Here is a 20,142-nt window from a genome sequence, read left to right as displayed (position 1 = left end):
CGCCGCTGAGAGCCCGTGACGGCCCGATCCCGGTGCCCCGCGGGGTGTCCGTGGCCCCCTCCGGAGGTTTCTTTACCTTTTGGTCATCGGGCGGTAAGGCCCGTGGGCAAAGGGCTGGCGGCCACTTCGGTGAAGATCGGGAAGATGCGGCGCCCTGACGGTGTTGGTGAATCCTTGGAAGGGCTTTGAGCAGGCAAGACCGAAGTTTGTGGCTCATTTGCTTTTCCTGGGAAGGTTGATACCTTCTATCCGAATCACGCAGCGCGCCCCATGCGTTGCCGCCGGCCGTGCCGCGCACGGCCGAGGATCGCGGAGCGGTATCCGCACGCGATGCGCGCCATGAAGATGCGCGCCCCACCTCAGATAAGTCGCTGAGACACATCCGAAAAGTCGGCACCGCCGTGTGCGGTGCGAGGCCGAGTCCGTCCAGGTCGCACGACCGGACGGAGCCGGGGACCCAACGTTCCAGGGGTGAATCGGCGCGCAGAGACGCGCCGTAGGGCTGCTTCCATGCCCGAATCCGTCAGCTAACCCGGTAGGCGTCATGGAAGACAAGGAGATTCCCTGCATGACCGGTCGTTTCGATCGTTTCGCGCTCAACCGCTTCTCGTCCGAGGACAAGGCCGTCGGCGTCGCCGTCAGCGCGGTCGTCGCCGGAGCCGTCGGGCTCGCCGTCCTCAACCCCCTCGCGGGGGGCCGCGCCGAGGCCGAGACCCCGGTCCGCGCCGCGGCGGCCGTCGCCGAGCAGGGCACCGCGTCGCAGAGCACCGCGTCGAAGGCGTCCACGGGCATGACCACCGCCGAGGCCCGCGAGGCCGGCTACAAGGTGCCGCCGCGCGCGGTGCAGCCCTCCGAGGTCATCAAGCTGGCCCAGAAGCAGGTCGGCATCAGCGAGGGCAAGGGCAAGCAGACCAAGTTCCACGACTGGTACGTCTCGACCCCGCACGCCAAGGCCACCGCCCAGCGCGACGGCGGCTTCTCGGTCAAGGCCTACAACGGAGCCCAGTGGTGCGACATGTTCGTGTCCTGGCTCGGCGCCCAGACCGGCGTGAAGAACATGGGCTGGGACGCCTACACCGTCCAGCACGCCTCCTGGTTCAAGAAGACCGACCGCTGGGGCCACAAGGCCAAGCCGGGCGCCGTCGTGTTCTTCGACTGGAAGGACGGCAGCAACGGCAGCATCGGTGACATCGACCACGTCGGCCTCGTCGTGAAGGACAACGGCGACGGCACCGTCAAGACCATCGAGGGCAACAGCAACGACCAGGTCGAGAAGAAGACCCGGGACAAGTCGGAGATCGTCGGCTACGGCTACCCCGACTACGCTTCCTGACCCTCCGCGAGGACGGCGGAACGCGACACCCTGAAGGCGCCCGGCTCCGGCCGGGCGCCTTCGGGCGTTCCCAGGTGGTTGCGTCCTATGTCTCCCGCGAAGGCGGGTAATGCTAAGCGTTGACAGCCTTTGATCCCTCTTGGACCTCGATGGGCTCTTCCTGGATAGGAATCCCTGGCAACGCGTCCGACCGGCGCCCGGGCGGCTCCGTCCCGGGGGAACTGGCGAGGGGGGATGCCCATGCGGGTGCGCCCGGATGTCAGCGTGGTGGTGATCGCGTACAACGACGCCCGGCGGCTGCCCCGGGCGGTCGCCTCGTCGCTGGCGCAGTCGCTGGGCGTCGTCGAGACCGTGATCGTCGACGACGCCAGCACCGACGGCACCGGGGAGATCGCCGACCGGTTCGCCGCCGCGCATCCGGGACGGGTCCGGGCCGTCCACCTGCCGTCGAACTCCGGAGGCTGCGGACGCCCCCGCAACACCGGCGTCGACGCCTCGTCCGGCCGGTACGTGATGTTCCTCGACAGCGACGACCTGCTGGACCGGCACGCCTGTCTCAACCTGCTGGCCGCCGCCGAGGACACCGGGGCCGACCTGGTCTCCGGGCTGTGCGACCGGATCTTCCTGGACGTGCCCGAGGGCGCGAAGGGACGCGTCCGGCCCTGGTACCCGTGGCTCTACCGGCGCAGCACCGCGCACGGGTCGCTCAGCGACGAGCCCCGCCTCCTCTACGACACCCTCTCGACCAACAAGGCGTACCGCCGCGGCTTCCTGGAGGAGCACGGGCTGCGGTTCGTCGAGCGGCTGCACTACGAGGACCTGCTGTTCACCGCCGAGGCCTACCTGGCGTCGGGGCGGACCGCGCTCATCCCGCACCGCGTCTACAACTGGCTCGTCAAGGAGCGGACTGCGGCGCCGTCGATCTCCAACCGGCGCACCCAGCTGGCCAACTTCGCCGACCGGCTGGAGATCCATCGGCGCATCGACATGCTGTTCGCGCTGCGCGGCGCCCACGACCTGCGGCTTGCCAAGGACGTCAAGTTCGTCAACCACGACCTGGTCCTCTACCTGCGGGAACTGCGCGACCGAGACCCAGGCCACCGAGCGCGCTTCCTCGAGCTGGCGGCCGGCTACCTGGCCGAGCTGGACCCGCGCGCGTTCGAGCTGGCCCGCCGGCTGCCCGCGATCGCCGCGTACCTGATCCGCGAGGGCGACCACGAGGGGGCGCTCGCCGCCGCCGAGTACCGGGCCTGGGAGCGGCCCGAGCTCCGCGCCCGGCTGGTGGAGCGGGACGGACGGGTCTACTGGGGCGCGGGCGGGCCGCGCGGGCGGCACGGCCACCGGGTCCTGGACGTCACCGGCCTCGGCTTCCACGTGCGGCCCCTGAAGGACCTGCGCCCGGCGAACACGGTGACGCGGCTGGAGACGCGCGGCGGCCGCGTCCTGATGGCCGGGCACGTGCTGAACCCCCTGAACCGCGTCCCGGCGGACGCCGAGCTCGCCGGGACGCTGGAGTTCTGCGACCGGCGCCGCCGCGCCCGCACGGTGCGGGCCCGCGCCGTCGTCCGGCACGAGGGGGACCGGCTGGCCTGGCGGTCGGAGTTCGACCCGCTCCGCCGGATCAGGCCGATCGGGTTCATCGATCCCGTCTGGGACGTCCGGCTGCGCGTCCGGGTCAACGGCGAGGACATGGTCACCCGCCCCGGCGAGGGCCGCGGGTCGCCGTCGCTGACGGGCGTCGCGCTGCCCGTCCGGCCCCGGCTGACCCGGATCGCCGCGGACCGGCTCCGCTCCTACGTCACGGGCGGCGGGCACCTGGCGTTCGCACTGGAGACGGCGAGCCCGTGGGCGCGGCTCGCCGGGGCCGCCGCGCTCCGCGCCGCCCGGTCGCCGGCGGGACGGCTCGTATGGCGCCGCGCGCGGGGGCTGAAGAAGTCCGTCCGCCGGCGGCTCACCGCCCGGACGACCAAGATCGCCGTGTTCAACGGGGTGCTGAGCCGGCTGCCCGTCCGGCCCGGCCTGGCGGTCTTCGAGAGCCATCTCGGCCGCCACTACTCGGACAACCCCAAGTACATCTACCGGGAGCTGCGCAGGACGGGCCGGCCGGTGACGGCGGTGTGGGCGTACGCGTCGTCGCCGAAGGGGTTCCCGGACGACGCCAGGCTGGTCCGGCGCGGCTCGTGGGGCTACTTCCTGGCGCTGGCGCGCGCCCAGTTCTGGGTCGACAACCAGGGGTTCCCCGAGGGGCTGCGCAAGCGCCCGGGGACCACCTACATCCAGACCTGGCACGGCTCGGCGTTCAAGCTGATGGGCCTGGACCAGCCGCGCATGAAGAGCGGCCCCGCCGCCGAGCGGGCCCGGCTGCGCCGGATGGTGGAGCGCTACGACTGCTTCCTGGTCCGCTCCGGGCACGACGCCGAGACGCTGTGCGCCGGCCTCGGGATCCGCTCCGAGCTGCTCCCGGCCGGCTATCCGCGCAACGACCCCCTGGTCAACGGCCTGGACGGCGATCCGGAGCTGGCCGCCGAGGTCGCCTCGCTGCGCGCGTCGCTCGGCCTGGACGGCGGCCGCCGCGCCGTCCTGTACGCGCCGACGTTCGCCACCGGGCGCAAGGGGCGCCCCGTCGAGCTGCTGGACCCGCCCGTCGACCCGGAGGTGTTCGCGCGGGAGCTCGGCGAGGAGTTCGTGCTGCTCGTCCGGCCGCACTACCTGTGCCGGGCCAACGTCCCGCCCGGCGCCCGCGCGGTGATGCGGGACGTCGGCGCGGTGCCCGACGTGACCCCGCTGCTGCTCCTCGCGGACGCGCTGGTCACCGACCACTCGTCGATCATGTTCGACTTCGCGCTGCTGGACCGGCCGATCATCCTGCACCTCCCGGACGGCCGGGACCGCGCCACCGGCTACTTCGACCTGGAACTGCACGGGCCGGGGCCGATCACCCGCGGCGAGGAGGAGCTCGTCGCCGCGCTGGCCGGGCTGGACGAGGCGGAGGCCGTCCACGCGTCCCGGCGCCGCGCGTTCGCCGCGCGCTTCGGCGAGCACGACCGGGGCACCGCCGCCCGCACGGTGGCGGACCGCTACTTCCCGGCCGCCCGGCCGGGCCACGGGGGGAACAGGCATGGCCGCACCGCGTGACGTCTTCATCGTGTGCAACAACGCCGACGAGATGGGCGGGCTCCAGCGCTGGGCGCACCACATGGCGCGGCTGCTGGCCGGCCGCGGCGACCGCGTCACGCTCGTCGGGATCACGCGCGGCCCGGACCCCTACCACCACGGGCGCGACGGCTCCTACGCCGTCGAGGTGCTGCACCGCGACTGGCGTTCGCCGGTGCACGCGTGGCGGCCCGCGACGCCGGTGCAGCGGCTGAACGCGGCGGCCCGCGTGCGGGAGATGCGGCGGGCCGCGGCCCAGCGGCGCGGCGCCGCCCGGCTGTCGGAGCTGTTCGCCGGCGCCGGGCCGGGGGCGGTGGTCATCGTGGCCCAGGTGTGGGCGATGGAGTGGGTGCGGCTGGCGGACACGTCCGGGCTGCGGGTCGTGGCGATGAGCCACGAGTCGTACAAGGCCACCCGCGGGTCGACGCGGTACCGCCGGGTCCGGGAGCACTACGCGGGCGCCGACCGGATGCTGGTGCTGACCGCCGAGGACGCCGACGCCTGGGCCGGGGACGGCATGACCAACGTCGGCCACATCCCGAACGCGCTGCATGTCACGCCGTCTGTCCATCCCACGCTGGACCTCCCCGTGGTCGCCTGCGTCGGGCGGCTGTCGCACGAGAAGGGCGTGGACCTGATGCTGGAGGCGTGGCAGCGGGCCTCCGCGCGCCACCCGGAGTGGCGCCTCCACATCTACGGCAGCGGTCCGGAGGAGGATGAACTGCGCGCCCAGGCGGCGGCCGTGGCAGGCTCGGTCGAGTTCCGGGGCGTGATCGCCGAGGTCGAGGACGCGCTGGTGGAGGCGTCGGTGTTCGCGCTGCCGTCCCGTGCGGAGGGCTTCCCGATGTCGGTGCTGGAGGCCATGGCGTACGGGCTGCCGACGGTGGCGTTCGACTGCGCGCCGGGCGTCCGGGAGCTGATAGCAGACGGCCGGGGCGGCGTCCTGGTCGAGCCCGGCGACACGATCGCGTTCGCCGCCGCCCTGGAGCGGCTCATGGAGGACCCGGACGTGCGCCGCCGCCTCGGCGCCGAGGCCCGCGCGTCCGTGCTGCGGTTCCATCCGGACGCCGTCCTCGCCCGCTGGGACAGGCTGTTCGACCTGCTCCACCGGGACCTGCCGCGGGCCGAGCCGAAACGTCCGCCCGCACCGGTCCCGCAGTGGACGGCCGCGGGGAATCCCGCGGCGAGGGCGGCGGGCAGGCCCGGACGCGAGACCGAACCCGCACCGGGGGTTTGATTCTTTCTAACAACTGTTTGGTAGAGTCGGGGCGTGAACGAGAACGAGTCGCCGGAGGACCGCGCCTTCCGCGCCGAGGTCCGCGACTGGCTCCAGGCGAACCTGTCGGGCGAGTTCGCGCACGCCCGCGGGCTCGGCGGGCCCGGCCGCGAGCACGAGGCGTTCGAGGAGCGGCTGGCCTGGGAGCGGCACATGGCCGCCGCCGGCTGGACGTGCGTCGGCTGGCCGGTGGAGTACGGCGGCCGCGGCGCCACCCTCGAGCAGCAGGTGATCTTCCACGAGGAGTACGCGCTCGCCGACGGCCCCGCCCGCGTCAACCACATCGGCGAGAACCTGCTCGGCCCCACGATCATCGCGTTCGGCACCGACGAGCAGCGCGCCCGCTTCCTCCCGCCGATCGTGGCGGTCGAGGAGCTGTGGTGCCAGGGCTACTCCGAGCCCAACGCCGGCTCCGACCTCGCCAACGTCCAGACCCGCGCCGCACTCGCCGGCGACCACTGGACGATCGACGGCCAGAAGGTGTGGACGTCCCTCGCCCTCGAATCGGACTGGTGCTTCGTCGTCTGCCGCACCGAGCCCGGGTCGTCCCGCCACAAGGGCCTGTCGTACCTGCTCGTCCCGATGAAGCAGGACGGCGTTGACATCCGGCCGATCATCCAGCTCACCGGGACCTCCGAGTTCAACGAGGTCTTCTTCGACGGCGCCCGCACCGGCGCCGGCAACATCGTCGGGGCGCCCGGCGAGGGCTGGAAGATCGCGATGGCGACGCTGGGCTTCGAGCGCGGCGTCGCGACCCTCGGCCAGCAGGTCGGGTTCCGGCGCGAGTTCGAGGGCGTCGCCGACCTCGCCCGGCGCACCGGCGCCATCGCCGACCCGCTGCTGCGCGACCGGCTGACCAGGTCGTACATGGGGCTGGAGATCATGCGGCTGAACGCCGTGCGGACCATGGCGGGCGTCGCCGCCGGAGCCCCCGGCCCCGAGTCGTCGATCTCCAAGCTGGTCTGGGGCACCTGGCACCGCGAGCTCGGCGAGCTGGCCATGGACGTCCTCGGCGCCGGCGGCCTGGTGGCCGACGGCGAGCCCTCCGAGCGCTCTTCGGGCGAAGCCCAGGGGTCCACCCCCAGAGGGGGGTACGACCTGAACGACTGGCAGCGGCTGTTCCTCTTCTCCCGCTCCGACACGATCTACGCCGGGTCGAACGAGATCCAGCGCAACATCATCGCCGAGCGCGTGCTCGGGCTCCCGAGAGAGGCACGCGGATGACCCCGCCCCCCTACGTCCCCGGGCACGGCCTCCTGAAGGACCGCGCCGTCGTGATCACCGCCGCGGCGGGCGCCGGGATCGGCGGCGCCACCGCCCGCCGCTGCCTGGAGGAGGGCGCCCGCGTCCTGATCTCCGACACCCACGAGCGGCGGCTCACCGCGTCCGCGCGGGAGCTGGAGAAGGAGTTCGGCGCCGACCGCGTCGCCGCGCTGCCCTGCGACGTCACGTCCGAGGAGCAGGTGCGGGCCCTCTACGACCTGGCCGTGGAGCGCTTCGGGCGCATCGACGTCGCGGTCAACAACGCCGGCCTCGGCGGGACCGCCGACCTCGTCGACATGACCGACGAGCAGTGGGACCGGGTCATCGACATCACCCTCAACGGCACCATGCGCTGCACCCGCGCCGCCCTGCGCATCATGCGCGGGCAGGGCGCCGGCGTCATCGTCAACAACGCCTCGGTGATCGGCTGGCGGGCGCAGAAGGGGCAGTCGCACTACGCCGCCGCCAAGGCCGGCGTCATGGCGCTCACCCGCTGCTCCGCGCTGGAGGCCGCGGACCACGGCGTCCGGATCAACGCCGTCTCCCCGTCCCTCGCCATGCACCCGCACCTGGTCAAGGTGACCTCGGAGGACCTGCTGGACGAGCTGACGCGCCGGGAGGCGTTCGGACGCTACGCCGAGCCCTGGGAGGTGGCCAACGTTATCGTCTTCCTGGCCAGCGACTACTCCTCGTACATGACGGGCGAGGTCGTCTCCGTCTCCTCCCAGCACGCTTAGGAAACCCGATGAGTCCACGACGGCGCGACGCCGAGGGCACCGCCGCCGCCCGCGCCGAACGGCGGGCCGAGCTGCTCGCCACGGCCGCCGAGGTGTTCGCCTCCCAGGGCTACTCCGCCACCACCGTCCGGAAGGTCGCCGACGCCGCCGGGATCCTGGGCGGCAGCCTCTACTACCACTTCGACTCCAAGGAGGCGATGGCCGACGAGATCCTGTCGACCTTCCTGGACGAGATGTGGGCGGGGTACGACCGCGTCCTGGCCGCCGGGCTCAGCGCCCGCGACACCCTGGAGGCCATCGTCGTCGAGTCGTTCCGCTCGATAGACCGGCACCGGCCCGCCGTCGTCCTCTACCAGAACGAGTCCAAGCACCTCGCGACCAGCGAGCGCTTCCACTACCTGCTCGACTCGCAGCGCCGGTTCGAGGAGATGTGGCTGTCCCTGCTGGACCGCGGCGTCAAGGAGGGCGCGTTCCGCGCCGACCTCGACCAGACGCTCGTGTACCGATTCATCCGCGACACCGTGTGGCTCGCGGCGAACTGGTACCAGCACGGCGGGCGCCTGTCCGCCGACGACATCGCCAAGCAGTACCTCGCCATGTTCCTCGAAGGCATCCAGGCGAGCTAGGCCCCCTGCACGAAGGAGAAGACCCATGGCCGAGGCATACATCGTCGACGCGGTCCGCGCCCCGGTGGGGCGGCGCAACGGCGGGCTCGCCGGCGCGCACCCCGCCGACCTCGGCGCGCACGTGCTCACCGCGCTGATGGACCGCACGAAGGTCGACCCGTCCGCCGTCGAGGACGTCGTGTTCGGCTGCGTCGACACGCTCGGGCCGCAGGCCGGCGACATCGCCCGCACCTGCTGGCTCGCCGCCGGCCTCCCCGAGGAGGTCCCCGGCGTCACCGTCGACCGGCAGTGCGGCTCCTCGCAGCAGGCCGTGCACTTCGCCGCGCAGGCGGTCCTGTCCGGGACGTCCGACCTGGTCGTGGCGGGCGGCGTGCAGAACATGTCGCAGATCCCGATCGGCTCGGCGATGACCGCCGCCGCCCCGCTCGGCTTCACCGAGGGCCCCTTCGCCGGCTCCAAGGGCTGGACGCGCCGCTACGGCGACCAGGAGGTCTCCCAGTTCTACGGCGCCGAGAAGATCGCCAGCGACTGGGACCTGTCCCGCGAGGACATGGAGGCCTTCGCCTACGAGTCGCACCAGCGCGCCATCCGCGCCATCGACGAGGGCCGCTTCAAGCGCGAGATCGCCCCGTACGAGGGCGTCGCCACCGACGAGGGCCCGCGCCGCGACACCACGCTGGAGAAGATGGCCGGGCTGAAGACCCTCGTGGAGGGCGGGCGCCTCACCGCGGCCGTCTCGTCCCAGATCTCCGACGGCTCGGCGGCACTGCTGATCGCGTCCGAGCAGGCCGTCAAGGACCACGGCCTCACCCCGCGCGCCCGCATCCACCACATCTCCGCGCGCGGCGAGGACCCGATCCGGATGCTGTCCGCGCCCATCCCCGCCACCGCGTACGCGCTGAAGAAGACCGGCATGACGATCGGCGACATCGACGCCGTCGAGATCAACGAGGCGTTCGCGTCCGTCGTCCTCGCCTGGCTGAAGGAGACCGGCGCCGACCCGGCCAAGGTCAACCCCAACGGCGGCGCCATCGCCCTCGGCCACCCCCTCGGCGCCACCGGCGCCCGCCTCATGACCACCCTCCTCCACGAACTGGACCGCACCGGCGGCCGCTACGGCCTCCAGACCATGTGCGAGGGCGGCGGCCAGGCCAACGTGACCATCCTCGAACGGCTCTGACTCCCTGACCCACGCGAGGAAACGGAGCTCACCGTGGACGTGTTCGAACCGGCCCGGCTGGGGCCGCTGACGCTGCGCAACCGTGTGATCAAGGCCGCCACCTTCGAGGGGATGACCCCGGACGCGGTGGTCAGCGACGACCTGATCGAGTACCACCGGCGGCCCGCCGCCGGTGGAGTGGCCATGACGACCGTCGCGTACTGCGCGGTCGCGCCCGAGGGGCGGACCGAGCGCGGCCAGATCTGGATGCGGCCCGACGCCGTGCCCGGGCTGCGCCGCCTCACCGACGCCGTGCACGCGGAGGGCGCCGCCGCGTCCGCGCAGATCGGGCACGCCGGGCCGGTCGCCGACGCCAGCTCCAACAAGGCGCCCGCGATCTCGGCCGGACGGTTCTTCAACCCGCTCGGCATGGCGTTCACCAAGGTCGCCACGGCGGAGGACGTCGAGCGCATCACCCGCGCGCACGCCGATGCGGCGCGGCTGGCGATCGAGTCCGGCTTCGACGCCGTGGAGATCCACTTCGGGCACAACTACCTGGCCAGCTCGTTCCTCAGCCCCCGCCTCAACCGGCGCAAGGACGGCTACGGCGGGCCGATCGAGAACCGGGCCAAGGTCGCGCTCGGCATCGCCCGCGCCGTCCGGGACGAGGTCGGCGACCGCATCGCGGTCACCGCCAAGCTCAACATGCGCGACGGCGTCCGCGGCGGCCTGGAGATCGACGACAGCCTCTACGTGGCCCGCCGGCTCCAGGAGGAGGGCACGGTCGACGCGCTGGAGCTGACCGCGGGGAGCTCGCTGCTGAACCCGATGTACCTGTTCCGCGGGCCGATGCCCATCCCGGAGTTCGCGGCGAACTACAAGCTCCCCCTGCGCATCGGCATGCGGATGTTCGGCAAGAGGTTCCTGCGCGTCTACCCCTACGAGGACGCCTATCTCCTGGAGCACGCCCGCAGGTTCCGGGCGGAACTCGACCTTCCGCTGATCCTGCTGGGCGGCATCACCACCCGCGAGACCATGGACAGGGCGATGGGGGAGGGCTTCCAGTTCGTCGCGATGGCCCGCGCGCTCCTCCGCGAACCCGACCTGGTGAACCGCATCGCCGCCGACCCGTCCACCCCGTCCCTGTGCACCCACTGCAACTACTGCGTCCCCACCGTCTACAAGGGCACCCACTGCCCCCTCATCCCCACCTGAGGATCACGCCCGGGCGCGGAGGGGCCGGGCACCCGCTCCGGTCAGGCCGCTTCGAGCGGCGCGCCGCCGAGTACGACGACTGGAAGCGCGCGGTGGAGCGTACGCTCGGGTGGATCCGCGCCGGCGAGGACCCGGCCTCCGCGCCCTAGATCCGGTTCCGCTCGACCAGCTGCTTGACGATCACGTTGCGCTGGATCTCGTTCGTCCCCTCGCCGACGATCATCAGCGGTGCGTCCCGGAAGTAGCGCTCGATGTCGAACTCGGTGGAGTAGCCGGCCGCGCCGTGGATGCGGACCGCGCTCAGCGCGATCTGCATCGCCGCCTCGGACGCGTACAGCTTGGCCATGCCCGCCTCCATGTCGCAGCGCTCGCCCGCGTCCAGCCGGCCGGCGGCGTCCAGGGTGAGCAGCCGCGCGGCGCGCAGCTGCGTGGCCATGTCGGCGAGGTAGTTGCCGACGGACTGGTGCTGCCAGATCGGCTTGCCGAACGCCTCGCGCTCCTGGGCGTAGCGCAGGGAGTCCTCGAGGGCGGCGCGTCCGACGCCCAGGGCGCGCGCCGCGACCTGGATGCGGCCCACCTCGAGGCCGCGCATCATCTGGGCGAAGCCGCGGCCCTCCACGCCGCCGAGCAGCGCGTCGAGCGGCGCCTCGTAGCCGTCGAAGGACAGCTCGCAGCTCTCCACGCCCTTGTAGCCGAGCTTCGGCAGGTCGCGCGAGACGGTCAGGCCGGGCCCCTTCTCCACCAGCAGGATGCTGATGCCCCGGTGCCGCGGGGACGCCTGCGGATCGGTCTTGCACATCAGCGCGATGAGGCCGGACATCCGGGCGTTGGTGATCCACATCTTGGCGCCGTCGACGACGTACCGGTCGCCGTCCCGCCGCGCGGTCGTGCTCATCGCCTGCAGGTCGGAGCCGCCGGACGGCTCGGTGAGCGCCATCGTGGCGCGCAGCTCGCCGGTCGCCATCCGGGGCAGGTAGCGGGCCTTCTGCTCGTCGGTGCCGAACACCGCGAGCAGGTGCGAGACGACCGTGTGCCCGCCGAACGCGCCCGCCAGCGTCATCCAGCCGCGGGCCAGCTCCTCAGTGACGAGCGCGTAGCACGCCTTCGACACGGCCGTGTCGCCGTACGGCTCCGGCACGGCGAGCCCGTAGACGCCGAGCTCCTTCATCCGGTCGATGAGTCCGGCGGGGTAGGTTCCCGCGTGCTCCAGGTCCCGGGCGACCGGGCGGACCTCCTTGTCGACGAAGTCCGCGACGACCTCGACGATGGCGCGCTCCTCGTCGCTGAGCGTGAACACGGCGGCTCGGCCTCCTCCCGCACGGGGATCTCATATATTTGATTTGAAAATACACCCCACCTCAGGCGCTCGGGGGAGACGATGACCGTTGCCCGTTCCGGCGACCACGCCCTCGGCAGGCGCCGCCAGCTCAGCGACGAGGTGGCCGCCCACGTCCGCGACCTCATCATGTCGGGCCAGGTCCGGCACGGCGAGTTCCTGCGGCTGGAACGGATCGCCGAGGACCTCGGGATCAGCGTCACGCCCGTCCGGGAGGCCCTGCTGTCGCTGCGCGGCGAGGGGTTCGTGACCCTGGAGCCCCGGCGCGGGTTCATGCCGGCGCCGCTCACCCGGCGGGACGTCCAGGACCTGTTCGAGGCCCAGGCGTACTTCGCCGGCGAGCTGGCCGCGCGCGCCGCGGGCACGATCGCCGAGCCGGAGCTGGCCGCGCTCGACCGGACGCAGGCGCTGCTGGAGGAGGCGTTCGAGGCCGGCGACTCGGCCGGCATCGAGCACGCCAACCACCGGTTCCACCGGCAGATCAACCTGTGCGCGGGGTCGCCGAAGATGGCCTGGCTGCTGCAGACCGTCGTCCGGTACGCGCCGCGCCGCTTCTACGCGAGCATCGACGGCTGGACCAGGGCGTCCGTCGACGACCACCACCTCGTCCTCGCCGCGCTGCGGACCGGGGACGAGGGGGCCGCGCGGCAGGCGATGCGGGCCCACATCCGGCACGCGGGCACGTTGCTGGTCGTCCACCTGGAGGCGCAGGGGTTCTGGGACGACCCGCCCGGGTGACGCCGCTCGATCCGGCCGCCGTATCGTATAAAAAATTTCCGGGAGGGCTGATGGACGACCGGGTGGTCACGGTCACCGACCGCGACGGGACGCGCGTACTCACGCTGAACCGGCCCGAGGCGCGCAACGCGATCGACGTCCCGATGCGCGAGCTGCTCCTGGCGGAGCTGGAGAGCGCCGCCGCCGACCCCGCGGTGAGGGCGATCGTGCTGACCGGCGCGGGCGGCACGTTCTCGGCGGGCGGCGACGTCCGGTCCATGGAGGGCGCCGACCCCGGCGCCGTGCGGGCCAGGCTCGCGCCCGTGCACCGGGCCGTCCGGCTGATCGCCACCTGCGGGACGCCGGTGATCGCGGCCGTGGAGGGCGCCGCCGCCGGGCTCGGCGTCTCCCTCGCCGCCGTCTGCGACCACGTGGTCGCCGCCGAGGACGCCCGGTTCGTCGCCGCGTTCGGCAAGGTCGGCCTCGTCGCGGACGGCGGCCTCCTCTGGACGCTCCCGCAGCGCGTCGGCATGGGGCGCGCCAAGGAGATGCTCGTGTTCGGGCGGACGGTGCCCGCGCCCCGCGCGCACGAGATCGGCCTCGCCGACTCCCTCGCCCCGTCCGGCGCGGCCCTGGAGAGCGCGCTCGGGCTGGCCGCCGAGGCCGCCGCGCTCGCCCCGCTCTCGGTCGCCGCCGCCAAGCGGCTGCTGGCCCGCGCCGACCACAGCCTGAAGCGGCTGCTGGAGTCCGAGCGCGAGGAGCAGGCGGCCCTCTTCGGAACCGCGGACTTCGCCGAGGGCCGCGCGGCGTTCGCCGAACGCCGCGCGCCGCGCTTCGAAGGCCGTTAGAGAGGAGCAGGAGTGAGCAGGCTGCAGCAGACGTACGGGCTGTCGGACGAGCAGCGCGAGATCATCGCGACCGTCCGCGCGTTCGTCGACAAGGAGATCCTCCCGGTCGCCACCGGGCTGGAGCACGCCGACGAGTATCCGCAGGCCATCGTGGACGGCATGCGGGACCTCGGGCTCTTCGGCCTGATGATCGGCGAGGAGCACGGCGGCCTCGGCGCGTCGCTGCTGACGTACGCGCTGGTCGTGGAGGAGCTGTCGCGCGGCTGGATGAGCGTGTCCGGCATCGTCAACACCCACTTCATCGTCGCCTGGATGATCGCCCACCACGGGACGGACGAGCAGAGGGCGCACTACCTGCCGAAGATGGCGGCCGGGGAGATCCGGGGCGCGTTCTCGATGTCGGAGCCCGGCTGCGGCTCGGACGTCTCCGCGATCACGACCCGGGCCGTCGCCGACGGGGACGACTACGTGATCGACGGGCAGAAGATGTGGCTGACGAACGGTGGCTCGGCCAACCTCGTCGCCACGCTCGTCAAGACCGACCCGGACGCAGGCCACCGCGGCATGACCACGTTCCTCGTCGACAAGACCCCCGGCTTCGGCGAGGTCGCGCCCGGCCTGACCGTCCCGGGCAAGATCGAGAAGATGGGCTACAAGGGGGTCGACACCACCGAGCTGATCTTCGACGGGTACCGCGTGCCGGCCGGCCGGATCCTCGGCGGGACGCCCGGCCGCGGCTTCTACCAGATGATGGACGGCGTCGAGGTCGGCCGCGTCAACGTGGCGGCGCGCGGCTGCGGCGTCGCGAAGCGCGCGTACGAACTGGCCCTCGGCTACGCGCGGCAGCGCGAGACGTTCGGCAGGCCCATCGCCGAGCACCAGGCCGTCCTGTTCCGCCTCGCCGAGATGGCGACCAAGGTCGAGGCCGCCCACCAGATGATGGTGATGGCGGCCCGCCGCAAGGACTCCGGCGAGCGAAACGACCTCGAAGCGGGCATGGCGAAGTACCTGGCCAGCGAGTACTGCAAGGAGGTCGTGGAGGACGCGTTCCGCATCCACGGCGGCTACGCCTACTCCAAGGAGTACGAGATCGAGCGCCTCTACCGGGAGGCGCCGATGCTGCTGATCGGCGAGGGCACCGCCGACATCCAGAAAATGATCATCGGTCGCCGGCTGCTGGAAGACTGACCGGTGACCGCAGCGGAGCGCCGGCGGAGTGAGGATCGCCGGTCAGTCCCCTTCGGGGGTCTGGGGGTCGCCCCCCAGGCAGGTACGCCGATGACCGCGGCGGAGCCCGAGCGGGAGACTTCTTCGGAGGGCGCTGGATCCTTGCTGCCCCTCGCGGGGGTCACCGTCGTCGCGCTGGAGCAGGCGGTGGCGGCGCCGTTCGCCACGCGGCAGCTCGCCGACCAGGGCGCCCGGGTCATCAAGGTGGAGCGGGTGGACGGCGGCGACTTCGCCCGCGCCTACGACTCGGCCGTGCGCGGCGGGCTCGGCACGCACTTCGCCTGGCTCAACCGGTCCAAGGAGTCGGTCGCGCTCGACCTGAAGCGGGACGAGGGCCGCGCGATCCTCGCCGACCTGGTGGCGGGCGCCGACGTGTTCCTGCAGAACCTGGCGCCCGGCGCGGCGGCGCGGCGCGGCTTCGGCGCGGACGTGCTGCGGGCCCGCGACCCGCGCCTCATCGCGGTCGACATGTCCGGATACGGGGCGAGCGGCCCGTACCGGGACAAGCGGGCCTACGACATGCTCGTCCAGGCCGAGACCGGGCTGATCTCCGTCACCGGCACCCCGGAGACGCCCGTGAAGGCGGGTTCGCCGCTGGCCGACATCGCCGCCGGCATGTACGCCTTCTCCGGCGTGCTCGCCGCGCTCGTGCGGCGCGGCACCACGGGGATGGGCGCGTCGATCGAGATCACGATGTTCGACGCGGTCGCCGAATGGATGAGCCAGGCGATGTACACGACGCTCTACACGGGCGCGGTGCCGCCGCGGACGAGGCTGAGCCACCCGGTGATCGCCCCCTACGACGCCTATCCCACGGCCGACGGCGTCGACGTGGTGATCGGCGTGCAGAACGACCGCGGCTGGGCGGCGCTCGCCACCGGGGTGCTGGGGAGGCCCGACCTGGTCACCGACCCCGAGTACGCGACCAACCGGGCGCGCGTCCGCAACCGGGAGAAGGTGGACGCGATCGTCGCCGGTGTCACGTCCCGCATGGCCCGGGACGAGCTGCTGGGGCGGCTCGACGAGGCGGGCGTCGCCGGCGCGTCGCTGAACGACGGCCATGGTCTGATCGCGCATCCGCAGCTCGCGGAGAGGGACCGCTGGCGGGAGGTCGGCTCCCCGGTCGGCGACATCCGGGCGCTCCTGCCCCCGATCACGTTCGCGGACGCCGAGCCGCGGATGGACCCGATCCCGGCGCTCGGCGAGCACACCGACGCCGTCCTGCGCGAACTCGGCCGCGACCGCGAGGCGATCGCCGCCCTCCGTGCCGCCGGCGTGATCGCCTGATCACGCCGGCGGATACCGTGGCGGCATGGCACGCCCCACTCCCGCCCCCGGCCGCCGCGACGAGCTGCGCGACTTCCTGCGGACCCGCCGCGCCCGGCTCGCCCCCGCCGACGTCGGCATGCCCGACGGCGGACGGCGCCGCATGCCGGGCCTGCGCCGCGAGGAGGTCGCCGTCCTCTTTCGCCGGGACGCGAGTCGGCGCCGTCGGGCTCGGCTGCATGGGGATGAGCTGGGCCTACACCGCGTCGGAACGGGACGATGACGCATCGGTCGAGCTGATCCGCGAGGCCCTCGACCTCGGCGTCACGTTCCTGGACACCGCGCAGCCCTACGGCGACGGCCGCAACGAGACGCTGGTCGGCCGCGCGCTGAGGGGACGCCGGGACGAGGCGGTCCTGGCTACTAAGACGGGTCTGGTCATCGAGGACGCGACGTCCTGGAACCTCGTCCGGAACGGGACGCCCGAGCATGTCAAGGGGGCCGAGGCGGGACGGGCGCTGCGCCGCGCGCTCGCCGGCGCGGCCTCGGGTGACCTGCGCGTCCAGGTCGGGGAGCTGCCCCTCGAACGGGCCGCGGAGGCGCACAGGCGGATCGAGTCGGGGGCCACGACGGGCAAGCTCGTCCTCGCCGTCGGGGGCTGACGATCAGCGCGCCGTCCCGGCCGGGACGGCGGCGGCCAGGGCGAGGAGGTCGTCGACGCTCCAGTGGTCGCCGGCGTGCTCGCCGTACTTGGCGGCGGCCAGGCGGCCGTCGGGGCCGAGCAGGAAGTCGGCGGGAAGGCCCAGGCGGCCGCCGTCCGGGCGCAGCTTCGGCGCCCGCGCGCGGCCCCGGGCGAGCTGCCAGGCGCTGACGGCGACCGCTTTGACGATCGTCCACCAGACCCGCGGGTGGAGCAGCGCGCGGCGGGCCGACTCGACGCCGAACTCGGCGTACAGCCGCTTCTCCGGGTCGCCGACCACCGCGAACGGCAGGCCGGCGACGTGCTCGCGCAGTTCGCCGGCGGACGAGTGGAACACGACGACCTCGCGGATCCCGGCGGCCTCGATCTCGGCGTGCCGGACGGTGAACGAGCGCAGGTGCAGGTTGCAGACCGGGCATCCGGCGAACCGGCGGAGCTGCAGGTGGACGAGCCGGCCGGGCTCGGGGACGGTGAGCGCGGGGCCGTTGACCGGGGCGAGTTCGCGCGCCGGGACGTCGGAGCCGGGGACCAGACGCATGGCGTCCTCCTTAGGTGTACAGCATACGCCTATGATGTTAAGCGTAGGCCATACGCTGTCAAGCGCCATGCCTCGACCCCGCTCGCTCAGCACCGAGAAGCTCGCCGGAGCCGCGCTCGCCGTCATCGACCGCGACGGGCTCGCCGGCCTGTCCATGCGCGCCGTCGCCAAGGAGCTCGGCATGAGCACCATGGCGCTCTACCGGTACGTGCGCGACCGCGAGGAGCTGGAAGGGCTCGTCGTCGACCTGGTCTACGCCGAGGTCGACCCGGCGCCGCCCCCGGACGGGCCCTGGGACGAGCGGATCATGATCATGGCGCTGCGGATGCGGGACGCGTTCGGCGCCCACGCCGCGATCGTGCCGCTGACCCTCACCCACCGGCACGCCTCGACCGGGTCGCTGTACTGGGGGGAGGCGGTCGCGGGCATCCTCGCCGAGGCGGGCGTCACCGGGCCGCGCGCGGCCATCGCGCTGCGCGCGCTGATCGCCTACATCATCGGCGCGATCCAGCTGGAGCACCTCGGGCCGCTGGCGGGGGAGGGGACGGCCGCCATCGCCGCGCTGCCCGCCGGCGAGTTCCCGCACATGGTCGAGACGGCGCGGCACGCCCGCCGCATCGGCCCCGACGAGGAGTTCCGCGGGGGGCTGGCGGCCGTGCTGCGCGGCCTCGGCGCGGCCCCCGGGAGCCCATGACCGGTTGGTCAGAAAGTTCGTCGGCGCGGGGCTTTCTGTGATTCGATCTTTGTAACAGTGGCGGAAGGCGCGCAGGTGAAAGGCGAGCACGTGAGCAGTGACAAGCAGGTGCCCTCGGGCGTCGACCCCAGCGTTCCCAGCGTCGCGCGGATGTACGACTACTACCTGGGCGGCAAGGACAACTACATCGCCGACCGGGAGGCCGCGGACCGGGTCATCGCCATCAGCAGGGAGGTCGGCAACGACGTCCGGCTGGCGGCCCGCGCCAACCGCGCCTTCCTCGGCAGGGCCGTGCGGATGCTGGCCGAGATGGGCATCCGGCAGTTCCTCGACATCGGCACCGGCCTGCCCACCCAGGAGAACGTGCACCAGGTCGTGCTGCGCTCCGCACCCGACGCGCAGATCGTCTACGTCGACAGCGACCCCATCGTGCTCGTGCACGCGCGGGCGCTCCTTGCGGACAACCCGCAGACCACGGTCCTGGAGGGCGACCTGCGCGACCCGGACGCGCTGCTCGCCGATCCCGCGCTGCGCGCCCGGATCGATTTCGACCGGCCGGTCGCCCTGATCCTGTGCGCCATCGTGCAGTTCATCTCCGACGACGCCGAGGCCGCGAGGATCGTCGGCCGGCTGTGCGAGAGCCTCCCGTCCGGGAGCCACCTGGTCATCTCGCACGTCTTCCCGGGCGAGGGGCACGACGACGAGCTCGCGGAGGTCGACGGCGTCTACAGCCGGACCACGGCGGGGAACTTCACCTTGCGCAGCCGCGCGCAGATCGGCGCGCTGTTCGCGGGGGCCGAACTGCTGCCGCCCGGCCTGGCCCCCGTCGAGGACTGGCGGCCGGACGGCGGCGGTGACTTCGACTTCGCCAGGGCCACCTACCTCGGCGGGGTCGGCCGCGTTCGCTGACCCGGCCGCGTTCGCCGACCCGGCCGGGTCACTCGGACCGGCCGGATCACTCCGGCCGGCGCACCACGTACGAGCCCAGCGCGGCGATCGCCTCGGCGGCCTGCGTCACGACGGCGTCGATCAGCTCCCCGCAGGTCGGCAGGTCGTCGATGACGCCGACGACCTGGCCGGACGCCATCACGCCCAGGTCGGGGCGGCCGTCCACCATGGCCGCCTTCAGCAGCATCGGCGTGTTCGCCGCCATCAGCACCTGGGACCAGGACAGGTCCTTGCCGTGCTTCATCGCCTTCCCGTCGGCGATCATCGCGCGCCACGACATCCCGGACAGCTTCTTGAACCGGGCGCCGTTGCGCACCGCCCGCACCAGGCCGCCGACCCGTCCGGACCTCTCCAGCGTGTCGACGAGCTCGCTGCGCAGCACCCGGTGCGGCATGCCGTCCACCTGCCGGGTCACCACGGTCTCGCCGGTCTCCAGGTACACCCGCTTGACGGCGTCCGGCACCGAGCTGTCGGACGTCAGCAGGAACCGGGTCCCCATCGCGACGCCCGCCGCCCCGTAGGACAGCGCGGCGGCCAGGCCGCGCCCGTCGAAGAAGCCGCCGGCCGCGATGACCGGGATGTCCACCGCGTCCACGACCTGCGGAAGCAGCAGCGTGGTGGCCACGGCGCCGGTGTGCCCGCCGCCCTCGCCGCCCTGGACGAGCACGGCGTCCGCGCCCCAGCCCGCGACCTTCTCCGCGTGCCGCCGCGCGCCGACCGACGGGATCACGACGAGCCCGGCGTCCTTCAGCTTGGCGATCAGCTCCCGCTTGGGGGCCAGCGCGAACGAGGCGACCCTCACGCCCTCCTTGATCAGGAGGTCGATGCGGTCGCCCGCGTCACCGGCGTCCGCCCGGAGGTTGACCCCGAACGGCGCCTCCGTGCGGTCCTTGACCTCGTGGATCGCGTCGGCGAGCTGGTCCAGCGTCATCGTCGCCGACGCCAGGATCCCGAGCCCGCCCGCGTTCGCGACGGCCGTGACGAGCTTCGGCCCGGCCACCCAGCCCATGCCGGTCTGGACGACCGGGTGCCGCACGCCCGCGAGCCGGGTCAGCGGCGTATCGAGCACCTGCTCCATCAGGCCCGCCCCCTGTCGGGGGACGACC

At 72.9% G+C, this 20,142-nt stretch carries 19 protein-coding genes and 1 riboswitch; of the genes, 16 read left to right on the top strand and 3 right to left on the bottom strand.

Going from position 1 to position 20,142, the window contains the following annotated elements:
* Positions 1-404: 404 nt before the first annotated feature.
* A riboswitch (cyclic di-AMP (ydaO/yuaA leader) is annotated at positions 405-557 on the top strand.
* Between the two features lie 11 nt (positions 558-568).
* The 8 genes from SM611_RS35490 (at position 569) to SM611_RS35455 (ending at position 10,762) form a co-directional block, all read left to right on the top strand.
* Positions 569-1,333, top strand: a complete 765-nt coding sequence (locus tag SM611_RS35490) for a CHAP domain-containing protein (RefSeq protein WP_371954769.1) — start codon at positions 569-571, stop codon at positions 1,331-1,333.
* Positions 1,334-1,573: 240 nt separating this feature from the next.
* Positions 1,574-4,468: a bifunctional glycosyltransferase/CDP-glycerol:glycerophosphate glycerophosphotransferase gene (locus SM611_RS35485; RefSeq protein WP_371954768.1), complete on the top strand. Its 2,895-nt coding sequence runs from the start codon at positions 1,574-1,576 to the stop codon at positions 4,466-4,468.
* Positions 4,452-5,723, top strand: coding sequence for a glycosyltransferase (locus SM611_RS35480; RefSeq protein ID WP_371954767.1), 1,272 nt, complete (start codon positions 4,452-4,454; stop codon positions 5,721-5,723). Before SM611_RS35485 ends, SM611_RS35480 begins: the two co-directional genes overlap by 17 nt.
* Positions 5,724-5,756: 33 nt before the next feature.
* Positions 5,757-6,986 carry an acyl-CoA dehydrogenase family protein gene (locus SM611_RS35475; protein ID WP_371954766.1) on the top strand — a complete coding sequence of 410 codons (1,230 nt, stop codon included), beginning with the start codon at positions 5,757-5,759 and terminating at the stop codon, positions 6,984-6,986.
* Positions 6,983-7,762, top strand: a complete 780-nt coding sequence (locus tag SM611_RS35470; protein ID WP_371954765.1) for an SDR family oxidoreductase — start codon at positions 6,983-6,985, stop codon at positions 7,760-7,762. Before SM611_RS35475 ends, SM611_RS35470 begins: the two co-directional genes overlap by 4 nt.
* Positions 7,763-7,770: 8 nt before the next feature.
* Positions 7,771-8,388: a TetR-type transcription factor C-terminal domain-containing protein gene (locus tag SM611_RS35465; RefSeq protein WP_371954764.1), complete on the top strand. Its 618-nt coding sequence runs from the start codon at positions 7,771-7,773 to the stop codon at positions 8,386-8,388.
* Between the two features lie 25 nt (positions 8,389-8,413).
* Positions 8,414-9,568 (top strand): acetyl-CoA C-acetyltransferase, encoded by a 1,155-nt coding sequence (locus tag SM611_RS35460; protein WP_371954763.1) that lies wholly within the window; start codon positions 8,414-8,416, stop codon positions 9,566-9,568.
* A gap of 33 nt (positions 9,569-9,601) precedes the next feature.
* Positions 9,602-10,762 carry an NADH:flavin oxidoreductase gene (locus SM611_RS35455; RefSeq protein ID WP_371954762.1) on the top strand — a complete coding sequence of 387 codons (1,161 nt, stop codon included), beginning with the start codon at positions 9,602-9,604 and terminating at the stop codon, positions 10,760-10,762.
* 145 nt (positions 10,763-10,907) lie between these two features.
* Here the strand turns inward: SM611_RS35455 and SM611_RS35450 are convergent, their stop codons facing one another.
* Entirely contained in the window at positions 10,908-12,059 is a 1,152-nt protein-coding gene (locus SM611_RS35450) for an acyl-CoA dehydrogenase family protein (protein ID WP_371954761.1), read from the bottom strand.
* A gap of 81 nt (positions 12,060-12,140) precedes the next feature.
* On the opposite strand from SM611_RS35450, the gene SM611_RS35445 reads away from it, so the two are divergent.
* The 6 genes from SM611_RS35445 to SM611_RS35420 all read left to right on the top strand — a co-directional run bounded on the left by SM611_RS35445 (position 12,141) and on the right by SM611_RS35420 (position 16,818).
* Complete coding sequence (locus SM611_RS35445; protein ID WP_371954760.1) at positions 12,141-12,836, top strand: GntR family transcriptional regulator; 696 nt, start codon at positions 12,141-12,143, stop codon at positions 12,834-12,836.
* Between the two features lie 50 nt (positions 12,837-12,886).
* Positions 12,887-13,663, top strand: a complete 777-nt coding sequence (locus SM611_RS35440) for an enoyl-CoA hydratase/isomerase family protein (RefSeq protein WP_371954759.1) — start codon at positions 12,887-12,889, stop codon at positions 13,661-13,663.
* A 12-nt stretch (positions 13,664-13,675) separates the two neighbouring features.
* On the top strand, positions 13,676-14,851 hold the full coding sequence (locus SM611_RS35435; RefSeq protein WP_371954758.1) for an acyl-CoA dehydrogenase family protein: 1,176 nt from the start codon (positions 13,676-13,678) through the stop codon (positions 14,849-14,851).
* A gap of 90 nt (positions 14,852-14,941) precedes the next feature.
* Positions 14,942-16,177, top strand: coding sequence for a CaiB/BaiF CoA transferase family protein (locus SM611_RS35430; protein WP_371954757.1), 1,236 nt, complete (start codon positions 14,942-14,944; stop codon positions 16,175-16,177).
* A 25-nt stretch (positions 16,178-16,202) separates the two neighbouring features.
* The gene (locus SM611_RS37615) at positions 16,203-16,439 is read left to right on the top strand and encodes a hypothetical protein (protein WP_443112155.1); all 237 of its coding nucleotides are present in this window, start codon (positions 16,203-16,205) and stop codon (positions 16,437-16,439) included.
* Positions 16,396-16,818, top strand: coding sequence for an aldo/keto reductase (locus SM611_RS35420; protein ID WP_443112154.1), 423 nt, complete (start codon positions 16,396-16,398; stop codon positions 16,816-16,818). The genes SM611_RS37615 and SM611_RS35420 overlap by 44 nt, the downstream gene beginning before the upstream one ends.
* Before the next feature lie 3 nt (positions 16,819-16,821).
* Here SM611_RS35420 and SM611_RS35415 read toward each other — a convergent pair whose 3' ends face one another.
* Positions 16,822-17,394 (bottom strand): peroxiredoxin-like family protein, encoded by a 573-nt coding sequence (locus SM611_RS35415; RefSeq protein ID WP_371954755.1) that lies wholly within the window; start codon positions 17,392-17,394, stop codon positions 16,822-16,824.
* 67 nt (positions 17,395-17,461) lie between these two features.
* Here SM611_RS35415 and SM611_RS35410 point away from each other — a divergent pair, with 67 nt between their 5' ends.
* Both SM611_RS35410 and SM611_RS35405 read left to right on the top strand, forming a co-directional pair.
* Positions 17,462-18,088 carry a TetR/AcrR family transcriptional regulator gene (locus tag SM611_RS35410; protein ID WP_371954754.1) on the top strand — a complete coding sequence of 209 codons (627 nt, stop codon included), beginning with the start codon at positions 17,462-17,464 and terminating at the stop codon, positions 18,086-18,088.
* Between the two features lie 90 nt (positions 18,089-18,178).
* Positions 18,179-18,997, top strand: coding sequence for an SAM-dependent methyltransferase (locus SM611_RS35405; RefSeq protein WP_371954753.1), 819 nt, complete (start codon positions 18,179-18,181; stop codon positions 18,995-18,997).
* Between the two features lie 46 nt (positions 18,998-19,043).
* Here SM611_RS35405 and SM611_RS35400 read toward each other — a convergent pair whose 3' ends face one another.
* Entirely contained in the window at positions 19,044-20,114 is a 1,071-nt protein-coding gene (locus SM611_RS35400; RefSeq protein WP_371954783.1) for an NAD(P)H-dependent flavin oxidoreductase, read from the bottom strand.
* Positions 20,115-20,142 lie beyond the last annotated feature (28 nt).

The organism is Actinomadura monticuli, assembly GCF_041463655.1.
GTDB lineage: Bacteria > Actinomycetota > Actinomycetes > Streptosporangiales > Streptosporangiaceae > Spirillospora > Spirillospora monticuli.
This window is presented reverse-complemented; position numbering and strand designations above follow the sequence as displayed.